The following is a 21,728-nucleotide window of genomic DNA, read 5'->3' as shown; positions in this document are numbered from 1 at the left end:
GATTATATGTTACTGGAAATTTCGATTAAAAATTTTGCTATCATCGAATCAATTTCTTTGAACTTTGAACAAGGGATGACAGTTTTAACTGGTGAAACAGGTGCGGGTAAATCAATCATCATCGACGCTATGAATATGATGTTAGGAGCTCGAGCTACAACAGAAGTTATTCGTCATGGGGCTCCCAAAGCGGAAATTGAAGGTCTTTTTTCAATTGAAAGTAATCGCGCGCTAGAAGAAATTTTTGATGAACAAGGATTAGAATTGAGTGATGAAATCATTATTCGTCGCGAAATTTTACAAAACGGCCGAAGCATCAGTCGTGTCAATGGACAGATGGTTAATCTTTCAGTATTGAGGGCGATTGGTCAACAGCTAGTTGATATCCATGGTCAACATGACCAAGAGGAGTTAATGCGCCCACATCGACATATCCAGATGTTGGATGAGTTTGGGGATGCTTCTTTCTTTGAATTAAAAGAAGCCTATCAGATGAGCTTTGATAACTATCGCCGTATGCGTAAGCAAGTGCTTGACATCAAAAAAAATCAGCAGGAACACAAGGCTCGAATTGAAATGTTGGAATTTCAGATGGCTGAGATTGAAGCAGCTAATTTGAAAGCTGGTGAAGATATTGCCCTTAATCAAGAAAGAGACAAACTTCTTAACCATAAACATATCGCCGATACTTTAACAAATGCTTATAGTATGCTTGATAATGAAGAATTTTCAAGCCTTGCAAATGTTCGTTCGGCCATGAATGATATGGAAAGTCTTGAAGAGTTCGATTCAGAGTATCGTGAGATTTCAAGTTCCCTTTCTGAATCCTATTATGTTCTAGAAGATATCACCAAGCGCTTGGAATCCATTATTGATGATTTAGATTTTGATGGTAATCGTTTGATGCAGGTTGAAAGCAGACTAGATTTAATTCACACCATTACCCGTAAGTATGGTGGTAGTGTAGATGATGTCCTTGAATACTTTGCCAAGATTACAGACGAATACAATCTTCTAACAGGAAATAATTTATCTTCTGAAGATATGGAAATCGAACTCAAGAAGCTTGAAAAAAATCTTGTGGGTTTAGCAGGTCAAGTTGCTCAAGCTCGCCATAAAATAGCGAAGGATTTAGAAGCTGAAATCAAGCAAGAATTGCAAGACCTATACATGGAGAAAGCACAATTTCAAGTTCGTTTTAGTCAAGGCAAATTCAGTCGTGAAGGTAATGAGAGTGTTGAATTTTACATTTCAACCAACCCTGGAGAAGATTTTAAACCATTGGTAAAAGTAGCTTCTGGTGGAGAGTTGTCTCGTCTCATGTTAGCTATCAAGTCCGCTTTTTCTCGTAAGGAAGGCAAGACCAGTATCGTCTTTGATGAGGTGGATACGGGAGTTTCAGGTCGTGTAGCTCAAGCCATCGCGCAAAAGATTCATAAAATTGGACAGCACGGTCAAGTATTAGCTATTTCTCACCTTCCTCAAGTTATTGCGATTGCAGATTATCAGTTCTTCATCGAAAAGATTAGCAATGAACATTCGACCGTTTCAACAGTTCGCTTGTTGACAGTTGAAGAAAGGATTGAAGAAGTCGCTAAGATGTTGGCTGGAGAGAATGTGACAGAAGCAGCATTGACTCAAGCGAGAGAATTATTACAAAGTAAGGAGAAATAAATGACAGACTATTATGTAATTGGTGATGTCCACGGAAAAGCTGGAATGTTAGAAGACTTACTTAAAACATGGGATGGTAAGACTCAATTACTCTTTCTTGGAGATTTGATTGATAGAGGAGAAGATAGTCGCCGAGTTCTAGAAATGGTCAAAGACTTGGTCGACAATCAGGGAGCTATCTGCTTATCAGGAAACCATGAGTATATGTTTTTAACTTGGTTGGATAACCCTGAAGAAAGCTATGACCACTATCGTCGAAATGGTGGGGATACAACTATTAATTCTATTTTGGGGCGTCCACTGGATGCACCAGTAGATGGAGTAGCAGATGCTAAACGAGTTGAGACAGAAGCAGCAGACTTAGTGGAGTTTATCCGTCAGATGCCTTTTGTCATTGAAACAGATAAGTATATCTTTGTTCATGCCGGTATTGATTTGACTTTGGATGATTGGCATGATACTACTGATTATAAGAAGGTATGGCTCAGAAAACCATTTCACGAAGCAGCCAATCATACTGGAAAAAACATTGTCTTTGGACATACACCAGTCTATGGTTTGTTGGATCAAAAACCTGGTACATCTGAACTTTGGATGACAGAAGACGGTAAGATTGGAATGGATGGAGGAGCTGTTTACGGCGGTGTCCTTCACGGTATTGTCTTTACCGACCAAGGTATGACTGAGCACTATTTCATCGAAAATGATGGCTTTGTTGCTGAAGATTAGTACTCCTAACAGGGTATGGTCTTGTCAAAATGTTAAAAACAATTTATAATTAATAGATACCCTGAAAGGAAGAGAATGATGAACTTAGAAGAATTGAAAAAACGACAGGAGAAGATTCGTAACTTCTCTATTATCGCCCATATTGACCACGGAAAGTCGACTCTAGCAGACCGCATTTTGGAAAAGACAGAGACAGTTTCCAGTCGTGAAATGCAGGCCCAACTTCTTGATAGTATGGATTTAGAGCGTGAGCGTGGAATTACTATCAAGCTTAATGCTATCGAGCTTAATTATACGGCTAAAGATGGTGAGACTTATATCTTCCACTTGATTGACACACCTGGACACGTGGACTTTACCTATGAGGTTTCACGTTCCCTAGCTGCCTGTGAAGGTGCTATTTTGGTCGTTGATGCTGCCCAAGGGATTGAGGCTCAAACTCTAGCAAACGTTTACCTTGCCTTAGATAATGATTTGGAAATCCTTCCAGTTATCAATAAAATTGACCTACCAGCAGCAGATCCAGAGCGCGTGCGTACAGAAATTGAAGATGTCATTGGTCTAGACGCTAGCGAAGCAGTACTGGCTTCAGCCAAGGCGGGCATCGGTATCGAAGAAATTCTCGAGCAAATTGTCGAAAAAGTACCAGCCCCAACTGGTGACGTGTCAGCACCATGGAAAGCTTTGATTTTTGACTCAGTTTATGATGCCTATCGTGGTGTTATCCTCCAAGTTCGTGTCATGGATGGAGTAGTCAAACCTGGTGATAAGATTCAGCTCATGAGCAATGGTAAAACCTTCGATGTAACTGAAGTCGGAATTTTCACACCTAAAGCAGTTGGGCGTGATTTCCTTGCGACGGGTGACGTTGGTTATATCGCGGCTTCTATCAAGACTGTTCAGGACACACGTGTGGGTGATACCGTTACCTTGGCGACAAATCCAGCGACCGAACCACTTTCAGGATACAAGCAGATGAATCCGATGGTTTTCGCAGGTCTCTATCCAATCGAGTCAAATAAATACAACGACCTTCGTGAAGCCCTTGAAAAATTGCAACTAAATGATGCTAGCTTGCAGTTTGAACCAGAAACATCCCAGGCTCTTGGATTTGGTTTCCGTTGTGGTTTCCTTGGTCTTCTTCATATGGATGTTATCCAAGAACGTTTGGAACGTGAGTTTAACATTGACCTCATTATGACAGCTCCGTCTGTTATTTACAAAGTTAATTTGACCGATGGTGAGTCGATGGACGTCTCTAACCCATCTGAGTTCCCAGACCCAACTAAGATTGCGACCATTGAAGAGCCTTATGTTAAGGCGCAAATCATGGTACCACAGGAGTTCGTGGGAGCAGTCATGGAATTAGCTCAGCGCAAACGTGGTGATTTTGTAACTATGGACTATATTGATGATAACCGAGTCAATGTTATCTATCAAATTCCACTTGCTGAAATCGTCTTTGACTTCTTTGATAAGCTCAAATCTTCAACACGTGGTTATGCAAGTTTTGACTACGAGTTGTCAGAGTATCGTCCATCTAAGCTGGTGAAAATGGATATCCTTCTTAATGGTGATAAGGTGGATGCTCTTAGCTTTATTGTTCACAAAGACTTTGCTTATGAACGTGGGAAACTCATTGTTGATAAGCTCAAGAAAATCATCCCTCGTCAACAATTTGAAGTGCCGATTCAAGCAGCTATTGGGCACAAGATTGTGGCTCGTACTGATATCAAGGCTCTTCGTAAGAACGTACTTGCTAAGTGTTACGGTGGTGACGTTTCTCGTAAACGCAAACTCCTTGAAAAACAAAAAGCTGGTAAGAAACGCATGAAAGCCATCGGTTCTGTAGAAGTACCACAAGAAGCCTTCCTCAGCGTATTGAGCATGGATGAAGAATAGTTGAGATCTCAAGAAAAAATAAGATAAATATAAAATAATGATTTTTTAAGAGGCTGGGTAAAAAGTCAATTTTCTCCGAAAATGAAAAAATATAACGCATAGTATCAAGGTTTTCAACATCTGATATTATGCGTTTTTCTGATTTTAAAGATTTTTTGCCCAGCCTCTTTTCTTAATGTTTGACAAACGCGCCAACCTCAAGTATAGCAGATTGAACTTGGGATAGTACACTACAGATTCTAAAACATTTTTAGAAATTGATTTGACTTTCCTAATCTCTTTGTTCATATATTATTTCAATCAACTATACAAGTTTTGGAATCGACATTTCTGGGCGGAAGGTTATTATGTGAGTACAGTAGGGCTTAATGAAGCCACAATAAGGAAATATATCCAAGATTAAAGAAATTATCCAGTGGATGATTTCTAAACGAGTATGAAAATTTGAAAATAAGTAAAGCATGATCTATCACTAGATAAATTGAGTGTAAAAGAATATGAGGATCCCTTTAGGGATAGTGGTAAGTAATACTTATGCCTTTTTAAGAGGCAAGTGACGAGTCAAGAGCGATGAGACTTGAACAAGGTGAAAACCAGCGTCTTTAGGCGCTGGCTGGTAATGTGGACTTATAGCCCTAGTGCAAACCACCCGTTAGATGGGTGGTTATGTTTTTTTGATTTTTTTCAACTTTTATTATACAATAAAACTAAATAAAAAGAAAGCGGTAACAATATGCTTAATGCGAAAATTTTTTATATATTTTTATGTTTGATCGTTGTCGAAACTACAGGCTTGTTGTTGTTGAAAAACGGTCTTGAAAGAGGTTATTTAGATACAGGAGCTATCATCCTTGCAGTTTTTTCATTTGCTTTCTACAACCTATGTTCATTCGGTTGGGTCTGCTCTACAATAAAAAACAATAAAAAATAAATAGACGTATTTTTAGTCAGAACCTCTCGAAAAACGCATTTTCTTGCACCTGCTCCGTAAATGTGTTATACGGATTCTGCGAAAAAGTGATAGTTTTCTAAGCCATGAGCAATGGAAAAGCACCAGCAGTACGAATGCTGAGGCTTTTTTTACGTGGTTGCGAACCACGTCCGGACCAGTGGCACTTAATCATCGCCTTTCTTATCTAGCCAGACAGAAGAAACTCAAATAGTAGGTTCAGATGATTATGGCTATGTGAAAATTCCTAAATCATGGGTTCATTTCAAAGAAATTGAAGGTGGAGGTGACATTCAGTACTGTGATGGGACGGATGTCAATATTGTAACTCTCAATACCTTTAAACCTTAGCAGTTTGGTATTAGTGAAAGTGAGTACGCTGCGCTTGAAACTGTTCAAATTTTAACTAGCATTTATGAATCTAAACAGAAAAGTCAAGAATTTTCCAAGGTATGGGGGTCAAAATCAACTATCGGTGGCTATGAGGCCTATGTAGTAAACTGTATTGCTAAGAATGGGAAATATCTAATTATCTGGGTATTTAAATCAGATGATGGTAAGTTTAGATATGTTTCTCTTGAAGGTGCTCCAGAGGTATTAAAAAATCTCCTTCCAATGGTGGAAGAAAGTTGGACCAATAAAAAGAGTTAACATCGTGAAAACAGGAGTCATTCCTGTTTTTTTTTATTATACTTATTAGGAAATTATAAAAAATATGTTTGAAATGATTAAATGTTTAATTCGTAAACAAAAAAAATAAAAATCAAACAAAATACAACAAAAAAATATTGACAACGGTTTCATATAGTGTTATACTTATACCATAAAAGTTAAATATGAAGGGAGAAGGTCATGGGATTAGATCATTTCTTTGACAAAGACCTAGTCTTTTGCTTAGAAGCAGATAATCAAGAGCAACTTTTCGATCAAGTTGCAACCCTATTGGAAGAAAAGAAAGTTGTTACAGAGACCTATCGATCGGCCTTGATTGAACGTGAAAAATCGTTCCCAACTGGTTTGGATATGGAGTTTTTAGGGAAGGATTTGCCTAACGTAGCTATCCCTCATACTGATACAATTCATAATCTAACTGAAAATGTTGTCGTGGTTCGTCTGGAAAAACCAGTAACGTTCCACAATATGATTGCACCTGATAAGGAAGTAGAAGTATCATTACTCTTCTTTATAATCAACAATTCAAGTTCAAGTCAAACAAATATTCTTGCACAGTTGATGGACTTCTTTACAGGCAATGGTCATCTTGAAGCGCTGTCTAAGATTACGGAACCTGAAGCCTTGTTCCAATATATCTCAGAAGCGACTGCTTAATTTGTTAATAATTTTTATATAAAAACGGAGGAAATCCAAATGATTAAAATTCTTGCTGCTTGTGGTGCAGGTGTTAACTCAAGCCACCAAATTAAAAGTGCTCTTGAAGAAGAACTTTCTAACCGTGGGTACGATGTTCAATGTGATGCCGTTATGGTAAAAGATGTCAATGAAGACTTGATTAAAGGTTATGATATCTTCACACCAATCGCTGCTACTGATTTAGGTTTTGAACCAGGTATTCCAGTTGTTGAAGCAGGACCAATCTTGTTCCGTATTCCAGCTATGAGCGCTCCAGTTTATGACAATATTGAAGCAGCTATCAAAGAACATGGTCTAAGCTAATTATTAATTTGTAAATATTCCATAAAAATAAAGGGAGGAAAATTATGGATATCATTATCGAACTAGCCAATAAGCTGTTCAAACCTATCTTGGAAATGGGTGGACCGATCATCATGCTGATCATTTTGACATTATTGGCTCTACTTTTTGGAGTGAAATTCTCCAAAGCGCTTGAAGGTGGTATCAAACTTGCCATCGCTCTTACTGGTATCGGTGCTATCATCGGTATGTTAAATGGTGCTTTCTCAGCGTCTCTTGCAAAATTCGTTGAAAACACTGGTATTCAATTGAATATTACCGACGTTGGTTGGGCACCACTTGCTACAATCACTTGGGGTTCAGCTTGGACACTTTACTTCTTGCTTGTGATGTTGATCGTCAACATTGTCATGCTTGCAATGAAGAAAACTGATACACTTGACGTCGATATCTTTGATATCTGGCACTTGTCTATCACAGGTCTTTTGATCAAATGGTACGCTGACAACAATGGAGTTAGCCAAGGAGTTTCACTCTTCATCGCGACTGCAGCAGTTGTTCTTGTTGGGGTTCTTAAAATCATCAACTCTGACTTGATGAAACCAACATTTGATGACCTTCTTAACGCACCAAGTTCATCACCAATGACTTCAACTCACATGAACTACATGATGAACCCAGTTATCATGGTTTTGGATAAGATTTTTGATAAACTCTTCCCAGGTCTTGATAAATACGACTTTGACGCTGCTAAATTGAATAAACGAATCGGTTTCTGGGGATCTAAATTCTTCATCGGTTTCATCCTTGGTATCGTTATCGGTTTGATGGGAACTCCACATCCAGTTCCTGGTGTTGAAGGTGCTGATAAATGGGAACTTGTTATTAAAGGTTGGTTGTCACTTGGTTTGACTGCCGGTGTCTGCTTGGAGCTCTTCTCATTGATCGGTTCATGGTTTATCGCAGCCGTAGAACCACTTTCACAAGGTATTACAAACGTTGCTACTAAACGTCTTCAAGGGCGTAAATTCAACATTGGTCTTGACTGGCCATTTATCGCTGGTCGTGCTGAAATCTGGGCTTGTGCCAACGTACTTGCACCAATCATGTTGGTTGAAGCAGTGCTTCTTTCAAATGTCGGAAATGGTATCTTGCCACTTGCTGGTATCATCGCAATGGGTGTAACTCCAGCTCTCTTGGTAGTTACTCGTGGTAAATTGCTCCGTATGATTATCTTCGGAACACTCTTGTTGCCACTCTTCCTTCTTTCAGGTACACTTATCGCACCATTCGCAACAGAACTTGCTAAAGGTGTAGGTGCATTCCCAGAAGGTGTAAGCCAAACTCAATTGATTACTCACTCAACTCTTGAAGGACCAATCGAAAAACTATTTGGTTGGGCAATTGGTAACGCTACAACTGGTGATATCAAAGCTATCCTTGGCGCATTAGTATTCCTAGTATTCTACGTTGGTATCTTTGCATGGTACAGAAAACAAATGATCAAACGTAATGAAGAATACGCAGCAAACGCAAAATAATTCGCTCCTAAAAATGTAAATTGTAAAAACTAGGTTGTCAGTTTCCAAATCTGGAGTCGACAGCCTAGTTTTTTTAGGCCTTAAATAAATGGAGGTAATTCTAATGATTGAATTAAAAACAGAACAGCTAAGTGTACAGTTTCAAACTTTTGGTGGTGCACTTTCTTCAATAAAAGACAAAGATGGTATTGAGTATTTGTGGCAGGGAGATCCAACTTACTGGAGTGGACAAGCACCTGTTTTATTTCCAATCTGTGGATCCGTTAGAAATGATACTGTCTTATATCATCAAGCAGATGGTAGTCAAGTAACAGGTAAAATTCCACGTCATGGATTGGTTCGAAAAAAAGAATTTGAATTAGTAGAACAAACAGAGAATGCTGTCACCTTTGCTATCGAAGATGACCAAGAAATGTATGAGAATTATCCCTATCATTTTCGTCTAGAAATAACTTATACTGTTACTGGAAAGACTATTCGAACACAGTATCAAGTTACCAATAAGGAAACAAATAAGAAAATGCCATATTTTATTGGTGGACATCCAGGCTTTAACTGTCCTTTATTTGATGATGAAGCCTATGAAGATTACTATCTTGAATTTGAAAAATCTGAAACTTGTACAGTTCCTAAAACATTTCCAGAAACAGGGATGTTAGATTTTCAAGATAGAAGTAGCTGGTTAAAAGACCAAAAAGAATTAGATCTAAACTATGATTTCTTTAGCTATGATGCTGTGACTTTAGATGAGTTAGTCTCTCGCTCTGTTTCCTTACGATCACGCAAGCATGATAAGGGATTGAAACTAGATTTTAAAGAGTTTCCAAACCTCATCGTGTGGTCAACTCTGAATAAAGGTCCTTTCCTTGCTCTTGAACCTTGGTCAGGTTTATCAACATCACTCGAAGAGGGCGATCATCTAGAAGATAAGAAAAATGTTCGAATCTTAAATCCAGGTCAAAGTGATCAAATTGGTTTTGATATAGAAATTTTCTAAAAAACAAACAAAAAACAAACATAAACTGTTGACTTTTTTAAATAATAGTAGTATATTATGTTTATAAAGAACAATTTGTGTTTGTTTTGACAAGTTATTCTTCCAATTTCTCCAAGGAGAAGTTACTAAGAGTGAATAGATGATTCATTCTTAATCTAAAATTGTCAACAAAAACTACTAGTAACTATTTGGTGATGGTCATTTTCTTTCCAGAACCAAAATAATTTTACTGGTCTATTATAAAAAAGGAGTATACAATATGTCTATTGTTATTGGTGCAGATGCTGCAGGTTTGAGATTGAAAGAAGTCGTTAAAGATTTCTTGGAAAAAGAAAACTTCCACGTTATGGATGTTACAGCTGAAGGTCAAGACTTCGTTGATGTAACTCTTGCAGTTGCTGAAGAAGTTAAAAAAGAAGAACAAAACCTTGGTATTGTCATTGACGCTTATGGTGCAGGTCCATTTATGGTTGCAACCAAAATCAAAGGAATGGTTGCTGCAGAAGTATCTGACGAACGTTCAGCTTATATGACTCGTGGTCACAACAACTCACGTATGATTACTATGGGTGCTCAACTTGTTGGTGACGAATTGGCTAAAAACATCGCTAAAGGCTTTGTAAATGGCAAGTATGACGGTGGTCGTCACCAGATTCGTGTCGACATGTTGAACAAAATGTGCTAATACTCTTCAAAAATCAAGATAATCTGTCGTCAGCTCACTTTAGCTAACCTCAGTTATGCTCGCAGCTCGCTTCCTAAGCTAATCTTGATTTTTCTTGAGTAAGGATAAATGATATTAGATTTATATAATTAATCGGAGGGAATAACTAATGAGAATTGCAATTGGATGTGACCACATCGTAACAAATGAAAAAATGGCGGTTTCAGAATTTTTGAAATCAAAAGGACATGAAGTCATCGACTTTGGTACTTATGACCACGCTCGTACTCACTACCCAATCTTTGGTAAAAAAGTTGGTGAAGCAGTAGTTAGTGGCCAAGCTGATCTTGGTGTATGTATCTGTGGTACTGGTGTAGGTATCAATAACGCTGTTAACAAAGTTCCAGGTGTTCGTTCTGCTTTGGTTCGTGATATGACAACAGCTCTTTACGCTAAAGAACAATTGAATGCCAACGTTATCGGATTTGGTGGTAAAATCACTGGTGAATTGCTTATGTGCGATATCATTGAAGCTTTCATCAACGCTGAATACAAACCATCTGAAGAAAATAAAAAATTGATCGCTAAAATCCAACACGTTGAAACTCATAACGATCATCAAACAGATGCCAACTTCTTTACAGAGTTCCTTGAAAAATGGGATCGCGGTGAATACCACGACTAAGAGGTGACTCATGATTTTAACAGTCACAATGAACCCATCCATTGATATTTCCTATCCTTTGGATGAATTGAAAATTGATACTGTCAACCGTGTTGTCGATGTTACAAAAACAGCGGGTGGTAAAGGTCTCAATGTTACACGAGTTCTATCAGAATTTGGTGATTCTGTAGTCGCAACTGGACTTGTTGGTGGTAAACTAGGTGATTTTTTAGTAGAAAATATTGATGATCAAGTTTCTAAACGTTTCTTCTCTATCCAAGGAGAAACTCGTAACTGTATCGCAATTCTACATGGAGAAAACCAAACAGAAATCCTAGAAAAAGGTCCTAAAGTTCAAGAACAAGAAGGTCAAGATTTCTTGGCTCATTTCAAGAAACTTTTAGAGACTGTAGAGGTAGTAGCTATTTCAGGTAGTCTACCAGCAGGACTTCCTGTTGACTATTATGCTAGTCTAGTTGAACTTGCTAACCAAGCTGGTAAACCTGTTGTCTTGGACTGTTCAGGAGCTGCACTTCAGGCGGTTCTTGAATCTCCACATAAACCAACAGTCATCAAACCAAATAATGAAGAATTGTCTCAACTTTTGGGTAGAGAAATTTCTAAAGACTTGGATGAATTAAAAGAAGTTCTACAAGAACCCCTATTTGAAGGAATTGAGTGGATCATCGTTTCCTTAGGTGCTAATGGTGCCTTTGCAAAACACGGGGATACTTTCTATAAAGTAGATATTCCAAAAATCCAAGTTGTAAACCCAGTTGGGTCAGGTGATTCAACCGTTGCAGGTATTGCATCAGGATTGTTCCATAAAGAATCTGATCAAGAATTACTGACCAAGGCGAATGTCCTTGGTATGCTAAATGCTCAAGAAAAAATGACCGGTCATGTCAATATGGCTAACTATCAAGGCCTATATGACCAACTAGTAGTGAAAGAGGTATAAAATGGTTTTAACAGAAAATAAACGTGCATGTTTGGAAAAACTCTCTGATGAGAATGGTATCATCTCAGCTCTTGCTTTTGACCAACGTGGTGCTTTGAAACGCCTCATGGCTCAATACCAGACAGAAGAGCCAACGGTAGCTCAAATGGAAGAACTTAAAGTATTGGTAGCAGATGAATTGACTAAATACGCTTCATCAATGCTCCTTGACCCTGAATATGGTCTTCCTGCTACAAAAGCTCTTGATGAAAAAGCTGGTCTTCTCCTTGCTTATGAAAAAACAGGTTACGACACAACAAGCACAAAACGTTTGCCAGACTGCTTGGATGTTTGGTCTGCAAAACGCATCAAAGAACAAGGTGCAGATGCTGTTAAGTTCTTGCTTTACTATGATGTAGATAGCTCTGATGAGCTCAACCAACAAAAACAAGCCTACATTGAACGTATTGGTTCTGAGTGTGTGGCTGAAGACATTCCATTCTTCCTTGAAATCCTTGCCTACGATGAAAAGATTGCTGACGCAGGTTCTGCAGAATACGCAAAAGTAAAACCACACAAGGTTATCGGTGCTATGAAGGTCTTCTCAGACCCACGCTTCAACATCGATGTCTTGAAAGTAGAAGTTCCAGTTAACGTGAAATACGTTGAAGGATTTGGCGATGGTGAAATCGTTCATACACGTGAAGAAGCTGCAGCCTTCTTCAAAGCCCAAGACGAAGCTACTAACCTTCCTTACATCTACTTGAGTGCAGGTGTATCAGCTAAACTCTTCCAAGAAACTCTTGTCTTTGCCCACGAATCAGGCGCAAACTTCAATGGTGTTCTTTGTGGACGTGCAACATGGGCTGGATCAGTTGAAGCTTACATCAAAGACGGTGAAGTAGCAGCTCGCGAATGGCTTCGTACAACTGGATTTGAAAACATCGATGAACTTAATAAGGTTCTTCAAACAACAGCTACTTCTTGGACTGAACGTGTCTAAATTTCCCCCCTTTTATGTCCTAAAACCTAGCTAAAAAACTTTTAAAAAAGTTGTATGTAAAGGTTTACAAAATAAAAATCTTGTGCTATACTTAAGTTACAAGTTAATACAAAGTGAGTGTTACTAAGTAATATTAGGCATGATCACAGATGACTCAGAGGTATATTTTCTGAACTCATTTGTGGTCATTTTTTATGCTCACAAAACTTAAATAATAGGGCAAGGAGGTTGCCATGTATCGGATATTAAATCCAATGAATAACAATGTTTCTCTCGTGCGAAATAGCAAGGGAGAGGAGTTGATCGTAATTGGTAAGGGTATTTCATTCGGTAAGAAGAAGGGAGATTTGATTTCTGAGGATCAGGTTGAAAAAGTTTTTCGGATGAAAACAGAAGAGTCGCGAGAAAACTTTATGGCTCTTCTCAAGGATGTACCGCTTGATTTTATTACGGTCACTTATGAGATTATTGATAATCTTTCTAAAAAATATCAATATCCTGTCCAAGAGTATTTATACGTCACTCTGACAGACCATATCTATTGTTCTTATCAGGCTATTAGCCAAGGACGCTATAAGGATAGTAACTTACCTGACATTTCTGCCAAATATCCTATCGCTTTTCAAATTGCACAAGAAGCTTTTGAAATTTATCGTCAAAAACTGACAGAAAATTTTCCTGAAGACGAAATCATTCGTATCGCTTATCATTTCATAAATGCCGAAGGTGAGAATGAAGTCGAAGTTGTTGAGTCAATTGATAAGAGAAAGGAAATTTTAAAGAGGGTCGAAAGCGTTTTGAAGAGTTATAAAATCCAGCGAACACCTGAAAATAATAATTTTTACGACCGCTTTATGATTCATCTAAATTATTTTTTGGATTATCTGGATCGTAGTCGCGATGATAATCAATCCTTGCTCGATATGGAAGAACATATAAAGAATACCTATCCAGAAGCATTCGAGATTGGTAGTAAAATTTATGAGGTCATTGCTCAGGAAACTAGTCTTGACCTCTACAAGAGTGAACGAGTTTATCTTGTTCTACACATCCAACGTTTATTGTCATAACATTTACTAAAAATTATATAAGGAGAAATCTATCATGAATAGAGAAGAAGTAACATTGTTAGGTTTTGAGATTGTTGCCTATGCAGGTGATGCTCGTTCAAAATTATTGGAAGCTTTGAAGGCTGCTGAAGCTGGTGATTTCGCGAAAGCGGATAGCCTAGTTGAGGAAGCTGGTAGCTGTATCGCTGAAGCACACCACGCGCAAACTAGTCTTTTAACCAAGGAAGCTGCTGGTGACGATTTGGCTTATAGCGTGACCATGATGCATGGTCAAGATCACCTGATGACAACAATCTTGCTAAAAGATTTGATGCACCATTTAATCGAACTTTATAAAAGAGGAGCTAAATAATGAATAAGTTAATTGCCTATATCGAGAAAGGGAAGCCTTTCTTTGAAAAACTATCTCGAAATATCTATCTTCGTGCTATTCGGGATGGATTTATCGCAGGAATGCCAGTCATTCTATTCTCAAGTATTTTTATCTTGATTGCTTTTGTTCCAAACTCTTGGGGCTTTAAATGGTCTGATGAAGTAGTAGCACTTTTGATGAAACCTTACAGCTACTCTATGGGAATTCTAGCAGTCTTGCTAGCTGGTACGACTGCTAAATCATTAACAGACTCTGTTAACCGTAGCATGGAAAAAACCAACCAAATCAACTATATGTCAACGCTATTGGCGGCTATTGTTGGATTATTGATGTTGGCAGCTGATCCAATTGAAGGTGGCTTTGCAACTGGTTTCCTTGGTACAAAAGGGTTGCTTTCAGCCTTCCTGGCAGCTTTTGTAACTGTAGCTATCTATAAGGTTTGTGTGAAGAACAACGTTACTATTCGCATGCCTGACGAAGTTCCACCGAATATCTCACAAGTCTTTAAAGACGTTATTCCGTTTACGCTTTCAGTTGTTTCTCTTTATGCTCTTGACTTGCTCGCTCGTCAATTTGTTGGTGCAAGCGTTGCAGAATCAATTGGTAAATTCTTTGCCCCATTATTCTCAGCAGCAGACGGTTATCTTGGTATTACCATTATCTTTGGTGCTTTTGCCTTCTTCTGGTTTGTCGGTATTCACGGCCCATCTATCGTTGAACCTGCCATTGCAGCGATCACTTATGCAAATGCCGAAGTCAACTTGAACCTTCTTCAACAAGGTATGCACGCTGATAAGATCCTTACATCTGGTACACAAATGTTTATCGTCACTATGGGTGGTACAGGAGCAACTCTTGTAGTTCCATTCATGTTTATGTGGTTGTGTAAGTCTAAGCGTAACCGTGCCATCGGACGCGCTTCAGTAGTTCCTACATTCTTCGGTGTAAACGAACCAATCCTGTTTGGTGCACCACTTGTTTTGAACCCAATCTTCTTTATTCCATTTATCTTTGCTCCAATTGCAAACGTTTGGATTTTCAAATTCTTTATCGAAACTCTCGGCATGAACTCATTTACTGCCAACCTTCCATGGGTTACTCCTGGACCTTTGGGGATTGTCCTTGGTACAAACTTCCAGTTCTTGTCATTTGCTCTTGCAGCATTGTTAATCGTAGTAGATATTGTTATCTACTATCCATTCCTCAAGGTTTATGACGAACAAATTCTTGAAGAAGAACGTTCAGGCAAAGCTAATGATGAATTAAAAGAAAAAGTTGCAGCAAACTTCAACACTGCTAAAGCTGATGCTATCCTTGAAAAAGCTGGAGTAGAATCAGCACAAAATACAATCACTGAAGAAACCAACGTACTCGTTCTCTGTGCAGGTGGAGGAACAAGTGGTCTTCTTGCCAACGCCTTGAACAAAGCAGCAGCAGAATACAATGTTCCTGTTAAGGCAGCCGCTGGTGGCTATGGAGCTCACCGTGAGATGCTACCAGAGTTTGATTTGGTTATCTTAGCACCACAAGTTGCTTCAAACTTTGAGGATATGAAAGCTGAAACTGATAAATTAGGTATCAAACTTGCTAAGACAGAAGGTGCACAGTACATTAAATTGACACGCGATGGACAAGGTGCTCTAGCCTTTGTTCAAGCTCAATTCGATTAACGATAGGGACTCTGAAATAGTCTCCTATCGTTACGGAAATCGCTATGGCGAATTTCCTAATCGCCTTATTAATTCGTCGGTAAAAAGATATCGTTTTTACCTCCTCATGTCACAATTCGGTGACTTGCTACAAGAAGTGAGATGGAGATGGATAGCTCACTAGCTCCTCTCCGCTCACTTTTCATTTTATCCAATCAAGAAATAGGTGAAAAAATGACAAAAACACTTCCTAAAGATTTTATTTTCGGTGGCGCAACAGCGGCTTATCAAGCAGAAGGAGCTACGCATACAGATGGTAAAGGTCCTGTTGCCTGGGACAAATACCTAGCAGATAACTATTGGTACACAGCTGAACCAGCGAGTGATTTCTACCATAAATATCCAGTGGACTTAAAGTTTGCTGAGGAATATGGGGTAAACGGTATCCGTATTTCAATTGCTTGGTCACGTATTTTTCCAACAGGTTATGGTGAAGTAAATCCAAAAGGGGTAGAATTCTATCATAAGTTATTTGCAGAATGTCATAAACGTCATGTAGAACCGTTCGTAACTCTTCACCATTTTGATACACCTGAAGCTCTTCACTCAAACGGAGACTTCTTGAATCGTGAAAATATCGAACACTTTGTAGATTATGCTGCCTTCTGTTTTGAAGAATTCCCAGAAGTAAACTACTGGACAACCTTTAATGAAATTGGTCCAATCGGTGACGGTCAATACTTGGTCGGTAAATTCCCACCAGGTATTCAATATGACCTTGCGAAAGTCTTCCAATCCCACCACAATATGATGGTTTCTCATGCTCGTGCTGTGAAATTGTACAAAGACAAAGGCTATAAAGGTGAAATCGGGGTTGTTCACGCCCTTCCAACTAAGTATCCATTGGATCCTAAAAATCCTGCAGATGTTATTGCGGCAGAGTTGGAGGACATTATCCATAACAAATTTATCTTAGATGCAACTTATCTGGGGCACTACTCTGAAAAGACCCTGGCAGGGGTAGAGGCTATCTTGGCTGCCAATGGTGGAAAGCTTGACTTGCGTGACGAAGACTTTTTAGCGCTTGAAGCAGCTAAAGATTTGAATGACTTCCTCGGAATTAACTACTATATGAGCGATTGGATGGAAGCTTTTGATGGTGAGACAGAAATCATCCATAATGGTAAAGGGGAGAAAGGAAGCTCTAAATACCAGATCAAGGGTGTTGGTCGTCGTGTAGCTCCTGACTATGTACCTCGTACTGACTGGGACTGGATTATCTATCCTCAAGGATTATACGACCAAATCATGCGCGTGAAAAAGGATTATCCAAACTACAAGAAAATCTACATCACAGAAAATGGTCTTGGTTACAAGGATGAATTCGTTGATAACACAGTTTACGATGACGGTCGAATCGACTATGTGAAGAAGCACATGGAAGTTATTTCAGATGCTATTGCAGACGGAGCAGTAGTTAAAGGCTATTTCATTTGGTCACTTATGGATGTCTTCTCATGGTCAAATGGTTATGAAAAACGCTATGGTCTCTTCTATGTGGACTTCGATACACAAGAACGCTATCCAAAGAAATCAGCTCACTGGTACAAAAAACTAGCTGAGACCCAAGTGATTGAATAGTACAACTAGTTATTAGGTATAGAATTTAAGCGAGGAAAGTTTATGCTCAAAGATTTTATCAAATCAATCTATGAAAAAGTTTATATTATTAACTTTGAACATTGCTCTCATGTACCATCCTTGACCAAGGAGCAACTTGCAAGTCTTGGAAAATGGTATGTCTCGACGGGTAAGGAGTGGATTTGTCATTCAGACTATGAATTTGAAGAATTTCAAAAGCTATTTTTAAATTTTGTCAACGCAGAAGATAAGGATAACATTTCCTTTGTTTCGGATTTTATGCCATTTCAACACTAAAATATTATAAAGAGGAATCTATCTCATACTAGGGGATATTCCTCTTTTTTATCTAGATTTTACCTGAAAGTCAAAAAAATTCTTGACAGATTTATGTGATAGGAGTAAACTATTAACTAGTTAAATAACTGGTTAAGTACATAAAGAGGTAACTCACTCGCTCAAATCTTGTTTGATAAATAGAAAATAGAAGGAGGAGTTTTAAAAGTGAGTTATTTTTCTAAATAGATATTTAACCGGTTAAGGAAGCCCTTTAGGAAAAAGTGTAGTTCTTCTTTAACGAATAAATGAAAATAGAAAGTGTGTTTAGATGAAAATCAATAAAAAATATGTTCTTGGTTCGGTAGCTCTTTTAGCCTTAAGCCTTTCCAGTTATGAACTGGGGCGTTTCCAAGCGGTACAGACTAGCAAAGAGTCTAATCGTGTGGCTTATATAGAAGGGAATCAGGCTAGTACTAAGACTGAAAATCTGACACCAGATGAAGTTAGTCAGCGAGAGGGGATTAATGCTGAACAGATTGTCATCAAGATTACGGATCAAGGCTACGTAACTTCACATGGGGACCATTATCATTACTATAATGGCAAGGTTCCTTATGATGCTATCATCAGTGAAGAATTGCTAATGAAAGATCCGAATTATCAGTTGAAGGATTCAGATATTGTCAATGAAATTAAGGGTGGCTATGTGATTAAGGTTGATGGTCGTTATTATGTATACCTCAAAGATGCATCCCATGCAGAAAATATTCGTAGTAAGGATGAGATCAATCGACAGAAGCAAGAACACGGACATGGTAGTGGAACAAAAGTTAGCAATGAAGTTACCTTAGCAAGGACTCAGGGACGTTATACAACGGATGACGGCTATGTTTTTAATGCAAGTGACATTATTGAGGATACTGGCGATGCTTACATCGTTCCACATGGCAATCACTTCCATTATATTCCTAAAAGTGACTTATCAGCTAGCGAACTTGCTGCGGCCCAAGCCTTCCTATCTGGTAAAGGTGGCCAAACAAGCTCAGTTGGGTATCGACCGTCAACAAATTCTTCTAGCAGCTCATCAGAGTCATCGAATAGTAGTTCATATGGACAAACAAATCATAGTAATGTTGAGGCAAATACTAGAATATGGATCCCAAGTGTTAGCCCACAAGTGGATAATAGTTATCAAGCAAGTCCAAGTGAAGACGTATCTAGTCTTTTGAAACAACTTTATGCCTTGCCACTCAGCCAACGACATGTGGAATCAGATGGGCTTGTCTTTGATCCAGCGCAAATTACAAGAAAAACTGCGAATGGTGTTGCAGTGCCGCACGGAGATCATTACCACTTTATCCCTTATTCTCAAATGTCTGATTTAGAGCAGAGGATTGCGAGAATGATTTCTGAAAATTATCAAGGAAATCATACAACTGCAGGTGGTAAAGAATTAAAACCAATTCCGACTCCAAGTCTTCCAAATCCAATCCCTGTTCCAGATCCTACCCCAATACCAAGTCCACAACCTGTACCAAATCCTCAACCAGGTCCAAGCAATCCAATTGATGGAAAATTGGTAAAACAGGCGATTCGAAAGGTGGTTGATGGTTATGTCTTCGAAGAGAATGGAATTTCGCGTTATATTTTTGCCAAGGAACTTTCAGCAGAAACTGTTGCAGCCATTGATAATAAACTTACCAAACAAGAAAGTTTGTCTCATGAGTTAGGAGCTAAGAAAACCAATCTTGCATCTGGTGATCAAAAATTTTACAACAAAGTTTATGATTTACTAGCAACAGTTCATCAAGATTTGATTTCCAATAAAGGGCGCCAAGCTGATTTTGACGCTTTGGATAGACTATTGGAACGTCTCAACGATGAGTCAAGTGATAAAGTCAAGTTAGTTGATGATATCCTTGCTTTTCTAGCGCCGATTCGTCATCCAGAACGTTTAGGAAAACCAAATGCACAAATAACTTACACAGATAATGAGATTCAAGTAGCCAAGTTGGCAGGCAAGTATACAACAGAAGATGGCTATATCTTTGATCCCCGTGATATCACCAGTGATGAGGGGGATGCCTATGTAACTCCGCATATGAGCCACAGTCATTGGATTAAGAAAGATAGTTTGTCTGAAGCTGAAAGAGCAGCAGCTCAAGCTTATGCTAAAGCGAAAGGTTTGACACCTCCTTCAACAAATCATCAAAGTTCAGGAAATACTGAGGCTAAGGGAGCAGAAGCGATTTACAATCGAGTAAAAGCAGCTAAGAAGGTACCACTTGACCGTATGCCTTACAATCTCCAACATACTGTGGAAGTTAAAAATGGAAGTTTGATTATACCTCATTATGACCATTACCATAACATCAAATTTGAGTGGTTTGACGAAGGTCTTTATGAGGCACCTAAGGGGTATACTTTAGAAGAGCTATTTGAAACTGTGAAGTATTATGTCGAACATCCAAACGAACGTCCGCATTCAGATAGTGGTTGGGGTAATGCGAGCGACCATGTTCAAAGAAACCACAATAGTCAAGCTGCTAACAATCAAACAGAGAAACCAACTGAGGAGAAACCTCAGACAGAAAAAATTGAGGAGGAAAAACCTCGCGAAGAAAAACCGAAAAATGAGAAAGCAGAATCTCCAAAACTAAAAGAACCAGAGGAATCAGAAGAAGAATCACCATCGGAACCAGAGGAACCTCAGGTTGAAACTGAAAAGGTTGAAGAAAAACTGAGAGAGGCGGAAGAGTTACTTAAAAAGATTCAGGATCCAATTCTTAAGTCCAATGCCAACGAAACTCTCACAGGATTAAAAAATAACCTGTTATTTGGTTCTCAGGACAACAATACTATTATGGTAGAAGCTGAAAAGTTATTAGTCTTATTAAAGGAGAGTAAGTAACTATACAACTATTATAGAAGATAAAAAGGGAGCAGAATATGGATTCTGTTCTCTTTTTTATGAAATTGTGTAAAAATTCTTGACATATTTTCTAAATAAAGATAAACTATTTACTAGTTAATTAAATGGTTAAATACTAGTTAAGGAGTTGTTATGAAAAAAAGAAGTATCCTATGGCTCATGATTGCCTTATTTGCTCTTACCATAGGAGCATGTGGACAAAAGACCAGTCAAGACAAGAGTGATGAAACTAAAGGTATGAAAATTGTGACCAGTTTTTATCCTATCTATGCCATGGTCAAGGAAGTATCTGGTGACTTGAATGATGTTCGAATGATTCAGTCAAGTAGCGGAATTCACTCCTTTGAACCTTCGGCAAATGATATCGCAGCAATATATGATGCCGATGTTTTTGTCTATCACTCTCATACACTAGAGTCATGGGCGGGAAGTTTGGATCCAAGCCTGCAAAAATCCAAGGTAAAGGTCTTAGAAGCATCAGAAGGTATGACCTTGGAGCGCGTGCCTGGATTAGAAGATATGGAAGCTGGAGATGGGATTGATGAGAAAACCTTGTACGATCCTCATACTTGGTTAGATCCTGAAAAAGCTGGCGAAGAAGCGCAAATTATCGCTGACAAACTTTCAGAGGTTGATAGTGAGCATAAAGAAACTTACCAGAAAAATGCGCAAGCCTTTATCAAAAAAGCTCAAGAATTAACTAAGAAATACCAACCCATCTTTGAAAAAGCTAATCAAAAGACTTTTGTAACCCAACACACAGCCTTTTCATATTTGGCAAAACGATTTGGACTAAATCAGCTTGGGATTGCAGGGATTTCTCCTGACCAAGAACCAAGCCCAAGACAACTAACAGAAATTCAGGAATTTGTTAAAACCTATAAGGTTAAAACGATTTTTACAGAGAGCAATGCATCATCTAAGGTAGCGGACACTCTTGTCAAATCAACAGGTGTGAGTCTTAAAACCCTCAATCCTTTAGAGGCAGATCCACAAAATGACAAGTCCTACTTGGAAAATTTAGAAGAAAATATGGCTATCTTAGCTGAAGAATTGAAATGAGGAGAT

Annotated in this window: 19 protein-coding genes and 2 pseudogenes; all 21 read left to right on the top strand. The window is 38.5% G+C overall.

The window, feature by feature from the left end; translation table 11 throughout:
- The first annotated feature begins 6 nt into the window (after positions 1-6).
- The 21 genes and pseudogenes from recN (at position 7) to GEZ89_RS06270 (ending at position 21,722) form a co-directional block, all read left to right on the top strand.
- Positions 7-1,674, top strand: a complete 1,668-nt coding sequence (recN, locus tag GEZ89_RS06365; protein ID WP_153225387.1) for a DNA repair protein RecN — start codon at positions 7-9, stop codon at positions 1,672-1,674.
- Positions 1,675-2,403 (top strand): metallophosphoesterase family protein, encoded by a 729-nt coding sequence (locus tag GEZ89_RS06360; RefSeq protein WP_153225386.1) that lies wholly within the window; start codon positions 1,675-1,677, stop codon positions 2,401-2,403. It abuts the gene before it with no gap.
- A gap of 78 nt (positions 2,404-2,481) precedes the next feature.
- Complete coding sequence (lepA, locus tag GEZ89_RS06355; protein ID WP_153225385.1) at positions 2,482-4,305, top strand: translation elongation factor 4; 1,824 nt, start codon at positions 2,482-2,484, stop codon at positions 4,303-4,305.
- A gap of 298 nt (positions 4,306-4,603) precedes the next feature.
- A pseudogene (locus GEZ89_RS09725) lies at positions 4,604-4,834 on the top strand (transposase); the annotation flags it as partial.
- Positions 4,835-5,038: 204 nt separating this feature from the next.
- On the top strand, positions 5,039-5,236 hold the full coding sequence (locus GEZ89_RS06345; RefSeq protein ID WP_075230276.1) for a hypothetical protein: 198 nt from the start codon (positions 5,039-5,041) through the stop codon (positions 5,234-5,236).
- A 213-nt stretch (positions 5,237-5,449) separates the two neighbouring features.
- A pseudogene (locus GEZ89_RS09720) lies at positions 5,450-5,905 on the top strand (hypothetical protein); the annotation flags it as partial.
- A gap of 201 nt (positions 5,906-6,106) precedes the next feature.
- Entirely contained in the window at positions 6,107-6,583 is a 477-nt protein-coding gene (locus GEZ89_RS06340; protein WP_000521965.1) for a PTS sugar transporter subunit IIA, read from the top strand.
- Positions 6,584-6,622: 39 nt separating this feature from the next.
- Positions 6,623-6,928: a PTS sugar transporter subunit IIB gene (locus tag GEZ89_RS06335; RefSeq protein WP_000590576.1), complete on the top strand. Its 306-nt coding sequence runs from the start codon at positions 6,623-6,625 to the stop codon at positions 6,926-6,928.
- Between the two features lie 44 nt (positions 6,929-6,972).
- Positions 6,973-8,448 (top strand): PTS galactitol transporter subunit IIC, encoded by a 1,476-nt coding sequence (locus tag GEZ89_RS06330; RefSeq protein ID WP_045763399.1) that lies wholly within the window; start codon positions 6,973-6,975, stop codon positions 8,446-8,448.
- Positions 8,449-8,551: 103 nt separating this feature from the next.
- Positions 8,552-9,445, top strand: coding sequence for an aldose 1-epimerase family protein (locus GEZ89_RS06325; RefSeq protein ID WP_194251839.1), 894 nt, complete (start codon positions 8,552-8,554; stop codon positions 9,443-9,445).
- 259 nt (positions 9,446-9,704) lie between these two features.
- Positions 9,705-10,130: a galactose-6-phosphate isomerase subunit LacA gene (gene lacA / locus GEZ89_RS06320; RefSeq protein ID WP_153225383.1), complete on the top strand. Its 426-nt coding sequence runs from the start codon at positions 9,705-9,707 to the stop codon at positions 10,128-10,130.
- 148 nt (positions 10,131-10,278) lie between these two features.
- Positions 10,279-10,794, top strand: coding sequence for a galactose-6-phosphate isomerase subunit LacB (gene lacB, locus GEZ89_RS06315; protein WP_001216925.1), 516 nt, complete (start codon positions 10,279-10,281; stop codon positions 10,792-10,794).
- Positions 10,795-10,804: 10 nt separating this feature from the next.
- Positions 10,805-11,734, top strand: coding sequence for a tagatose-6-phosphate kinase (locus tag GEZ89_RS06310; protein ID WP_153225382.1), 930 nt, complete (start codon positions 10,805-10,807; stop codon positions 11,732-11,734).
- Between the two features lies 1 nt (position 11,735).
- On the top strand, positions 11,736-12,716 hold the full coding sequence (lacD, locus tag GEZ89_RS06305; protein WP_153225381.1) for a tagatose-bisphosphate aldolase: 981 nt from the start codon (positions 11,736-11,738) through the stop codon (positions 12,714-12,716).
- Between the two features lie 233 nt (positions 12,717-12,949).
- On the top strand, positions 12,950-13,786 hold the full coding sequence (locus GEZ89_RS06300) for a PRD domain-containing protein (RefSeq protein WP_006147554.1): 837 nt from the start codon (positions 12,950-12,952) through the stop codon (positions 13,784-13,786).
- Between the two features lie 34 nt (positions 13,787-13,820).
- Positions 13,821-14,138: a PTS lactose/cellobiose transporter subunit IIA gene (locus GEZ89_RS06295; RefSeq protein ID WP_045763395.1), complete on the top strand. Its 318-nt coding sequence runs from the start codon at positions 13,821-13,823 to the stop codon at positions 14,136-14,138.
- The gene (locus tag GEZ89_RS06290) at positions 14,138-15,829 is read left to right on the top strand and encodes a lactose-specific PTS transporter subunit EIIC (RefSeq protein WP_049548114.1); all 1,692 of its coding nucleotides are present in this window, start codon (positions 14,138-14,140) and stop codon (positions 15,827-15,829) included. Before GEZ89_RS06295 ends, GEZ89_RS06290 begins: the two co-directional genes overlap by 1 nt.
- A 213-nt stretch (positions 15,830-16,042) precedes the next feature.
- Positions 16,043-17,449, top strand: a complete 1,407-nt coding sequence (gene lacG / locus GEZ89_RS06285) for a 6-phospho-beta-galactosidase (RefSeq protein WP_153225380.1) — start codon at positions 16,043-16,045, stop codon at positions 17,447-17,449.
- Between the two features lie 42 nt (positions 17,450-17,491).
- Positions 17,492-17,746, top strand: a complete 255-nt coding sequence (locus GEZ89_RS06280) for a DUF3884 family protein (RefSeq protein WP_075231579.1) — start codon at positions 17,492-17,494, stop codon at positions 17,744-17,746.
- 310 nt (positions 17,747-18,056) lie between these two features.
- The gene (locus tag GEZ89_RS06275; RefSeq protein ID WP_153225379.1) at positions 18,057-20,639 is read left to right on the top strand and encodes a pneumococcal-type histidine triad protein; all 2,583 of its coding nucleotides are present in this window, start codon (positions 18,057-18,059) and stop codon (positions 20,637-20,639) included.
- A gap of 153 nt (positions 20,640-20,792) precedes the next feature.
- Complete coding sequence (locus tag GEZ89_RS06270) at positions 20,793-21,722, top strand: metal ABC transporter substrate-binding protein (RefSeq protein WP_153225378.1); 930 nt, start codon at positions 20,793-20,795, stop codon at positions 21,720-21,722.
- Positions 21,723-21,728: the final 6 nt, after the last annotated feature.

The organism is Streptococcus mitis, assembly GCF_009496285.1.
Taxonomy (GTDB): Bacteria; Bacillota; Bacilli; order Lactobacillales; family Streptococcaceae; genus Streptococcus; species Streptococcus mitis_BP.
The sequence above is the reverse complement of the archived record's forward strand: the minus strand, read 5'-3'. Positions and strand labels throughout refer to the sequence as shown.

Bases quoted from the DNA above. Each gene is read 5' to 3' on its own strand.
- recN (WP_153225387.1), top strand. From the start codon at position 7: ATGTTACTGGAAATTTCGATTAAAAATTTTGCTATCATCGAATCAATT.
- GEZ89_RS06360 (WP_153225386.1), top strand. From the start codon at position 1,675: ATGACAGACTATTATGTAATTGGTGATGTCCACGGAAAAGCTGGAATG.
- lepA (WP_153225385.1), top strand. From the start codon at position 2,482: ATGAACTTAGAAGAATTGAAAAAACGACAGGAGAAGATTCGTAACTTC.
- GEZ89_RS06345 (WP_075230276.1), top strand. From the start codon at position 5,039: ATGCTTAATGCGAAAATTTTTTATATATTTTTATGTTTGATCGTTGTC.
- GEZ89_RS06340 (WP_000521965.1), top strand. From the start codon at position 6,107: ATGGGATTAGATCATTTCTTTGACAAAGACCTAGTCTTTTGCTTAGAA.
- GEZ89_RS06335 (WP_000590576.1), top strand. From the start codon at position 6,623: ATGATTAAAATTCTTGCTGCTTGTGGTGCAGGTGTTAACTCAAGCCAC.
- GEZ89_RS06330 (WP_045763399.1), top strand. From the start codon at position 6,973: ATGGATATCATTATCGAACTAGCCAATAAGCTGTTCAAACCTATCTTG.
- GEZ89_RS06325 (WP_194251839.1), top strand. From the start codon at position 8,552: ATGATTGAATTAAAAACAGAACAGCTAAGTGTACAGTTTCAAACTTTT.
- lacA (WP_153225383.1), top strand. From the start codon at position 9,705: ATGTCTATTGTTATTGGTGCAGATGCTGCAGGTTTGAGATTGAAAGAA.
- lacB (WP_001216925.1), top strand. From the start codon at position 10,279: ATGAGAATTGCAATTGGATGTGACCACATCGTAACAAATGAAAAAATG.
- GEZ89_RS06310 (WP_153225382.1), top strand. From the start codon at position 10,805: ATGATTTTAACAGTCACAATGAACCCATCCATTGATATTTCCTATCCT.
- lacD (WP_153225381.1), top strand. From the start codon at position 11,736: ATGGTTTTAACAGAAAATAAACGTGCATGTTTGGAAAAACTCTCTGAT.
- GEZ89_RS06300 (WP_006147554.1), top strand. From the start codon at position 12,950: ATGTATCGGATATTAAATCCAATGAATAACAATGTTTCTCTCGTGCGA.
- GEZ89_RS06295 (WP_045763395.1), top strand. From the start codon at position 13,821: ATGAATAGAGAAGAAGTAACATTGTTAGGTTTTGAGATTGTTGCCTAT.
- GEZ89_RS06290 (WP_049548114.1), top strand. From the start codon at position 14,138: ATGAATAAGTTAATTGCCTATATCGAGAAAGGGAAGCCTTTCTTTGAA.
- lacG (WP_153225380.1), top strand. From the start codon at position 16,043: ATGACAAAAACACTTCCTAAAGATTTTATTTTCGGTGGCGCAACAGCG.
- GEZ89_RS06280 (WP_075231579.1), top strand. From the start codon at position 17,492: ATGCTCAAAGATTTTATCAAATCAATCTATGAAAAAGTTTATATTATT.
- GEZ89_RS06275 (WP_153225379.1), top strand. From the start codon at position 18,057: ATGAAAATCAATAAAAAATATGTTCTTGGTTCGGTAGCTCTTTTAGCC.
- GEZ89_RS06270 (WP_153225378.1), top strand. From the start codon at position 20,793: ATGAAAAAAAGAAGTATCCTATGGCTCATGATTGCCTTATTTGCTCTT.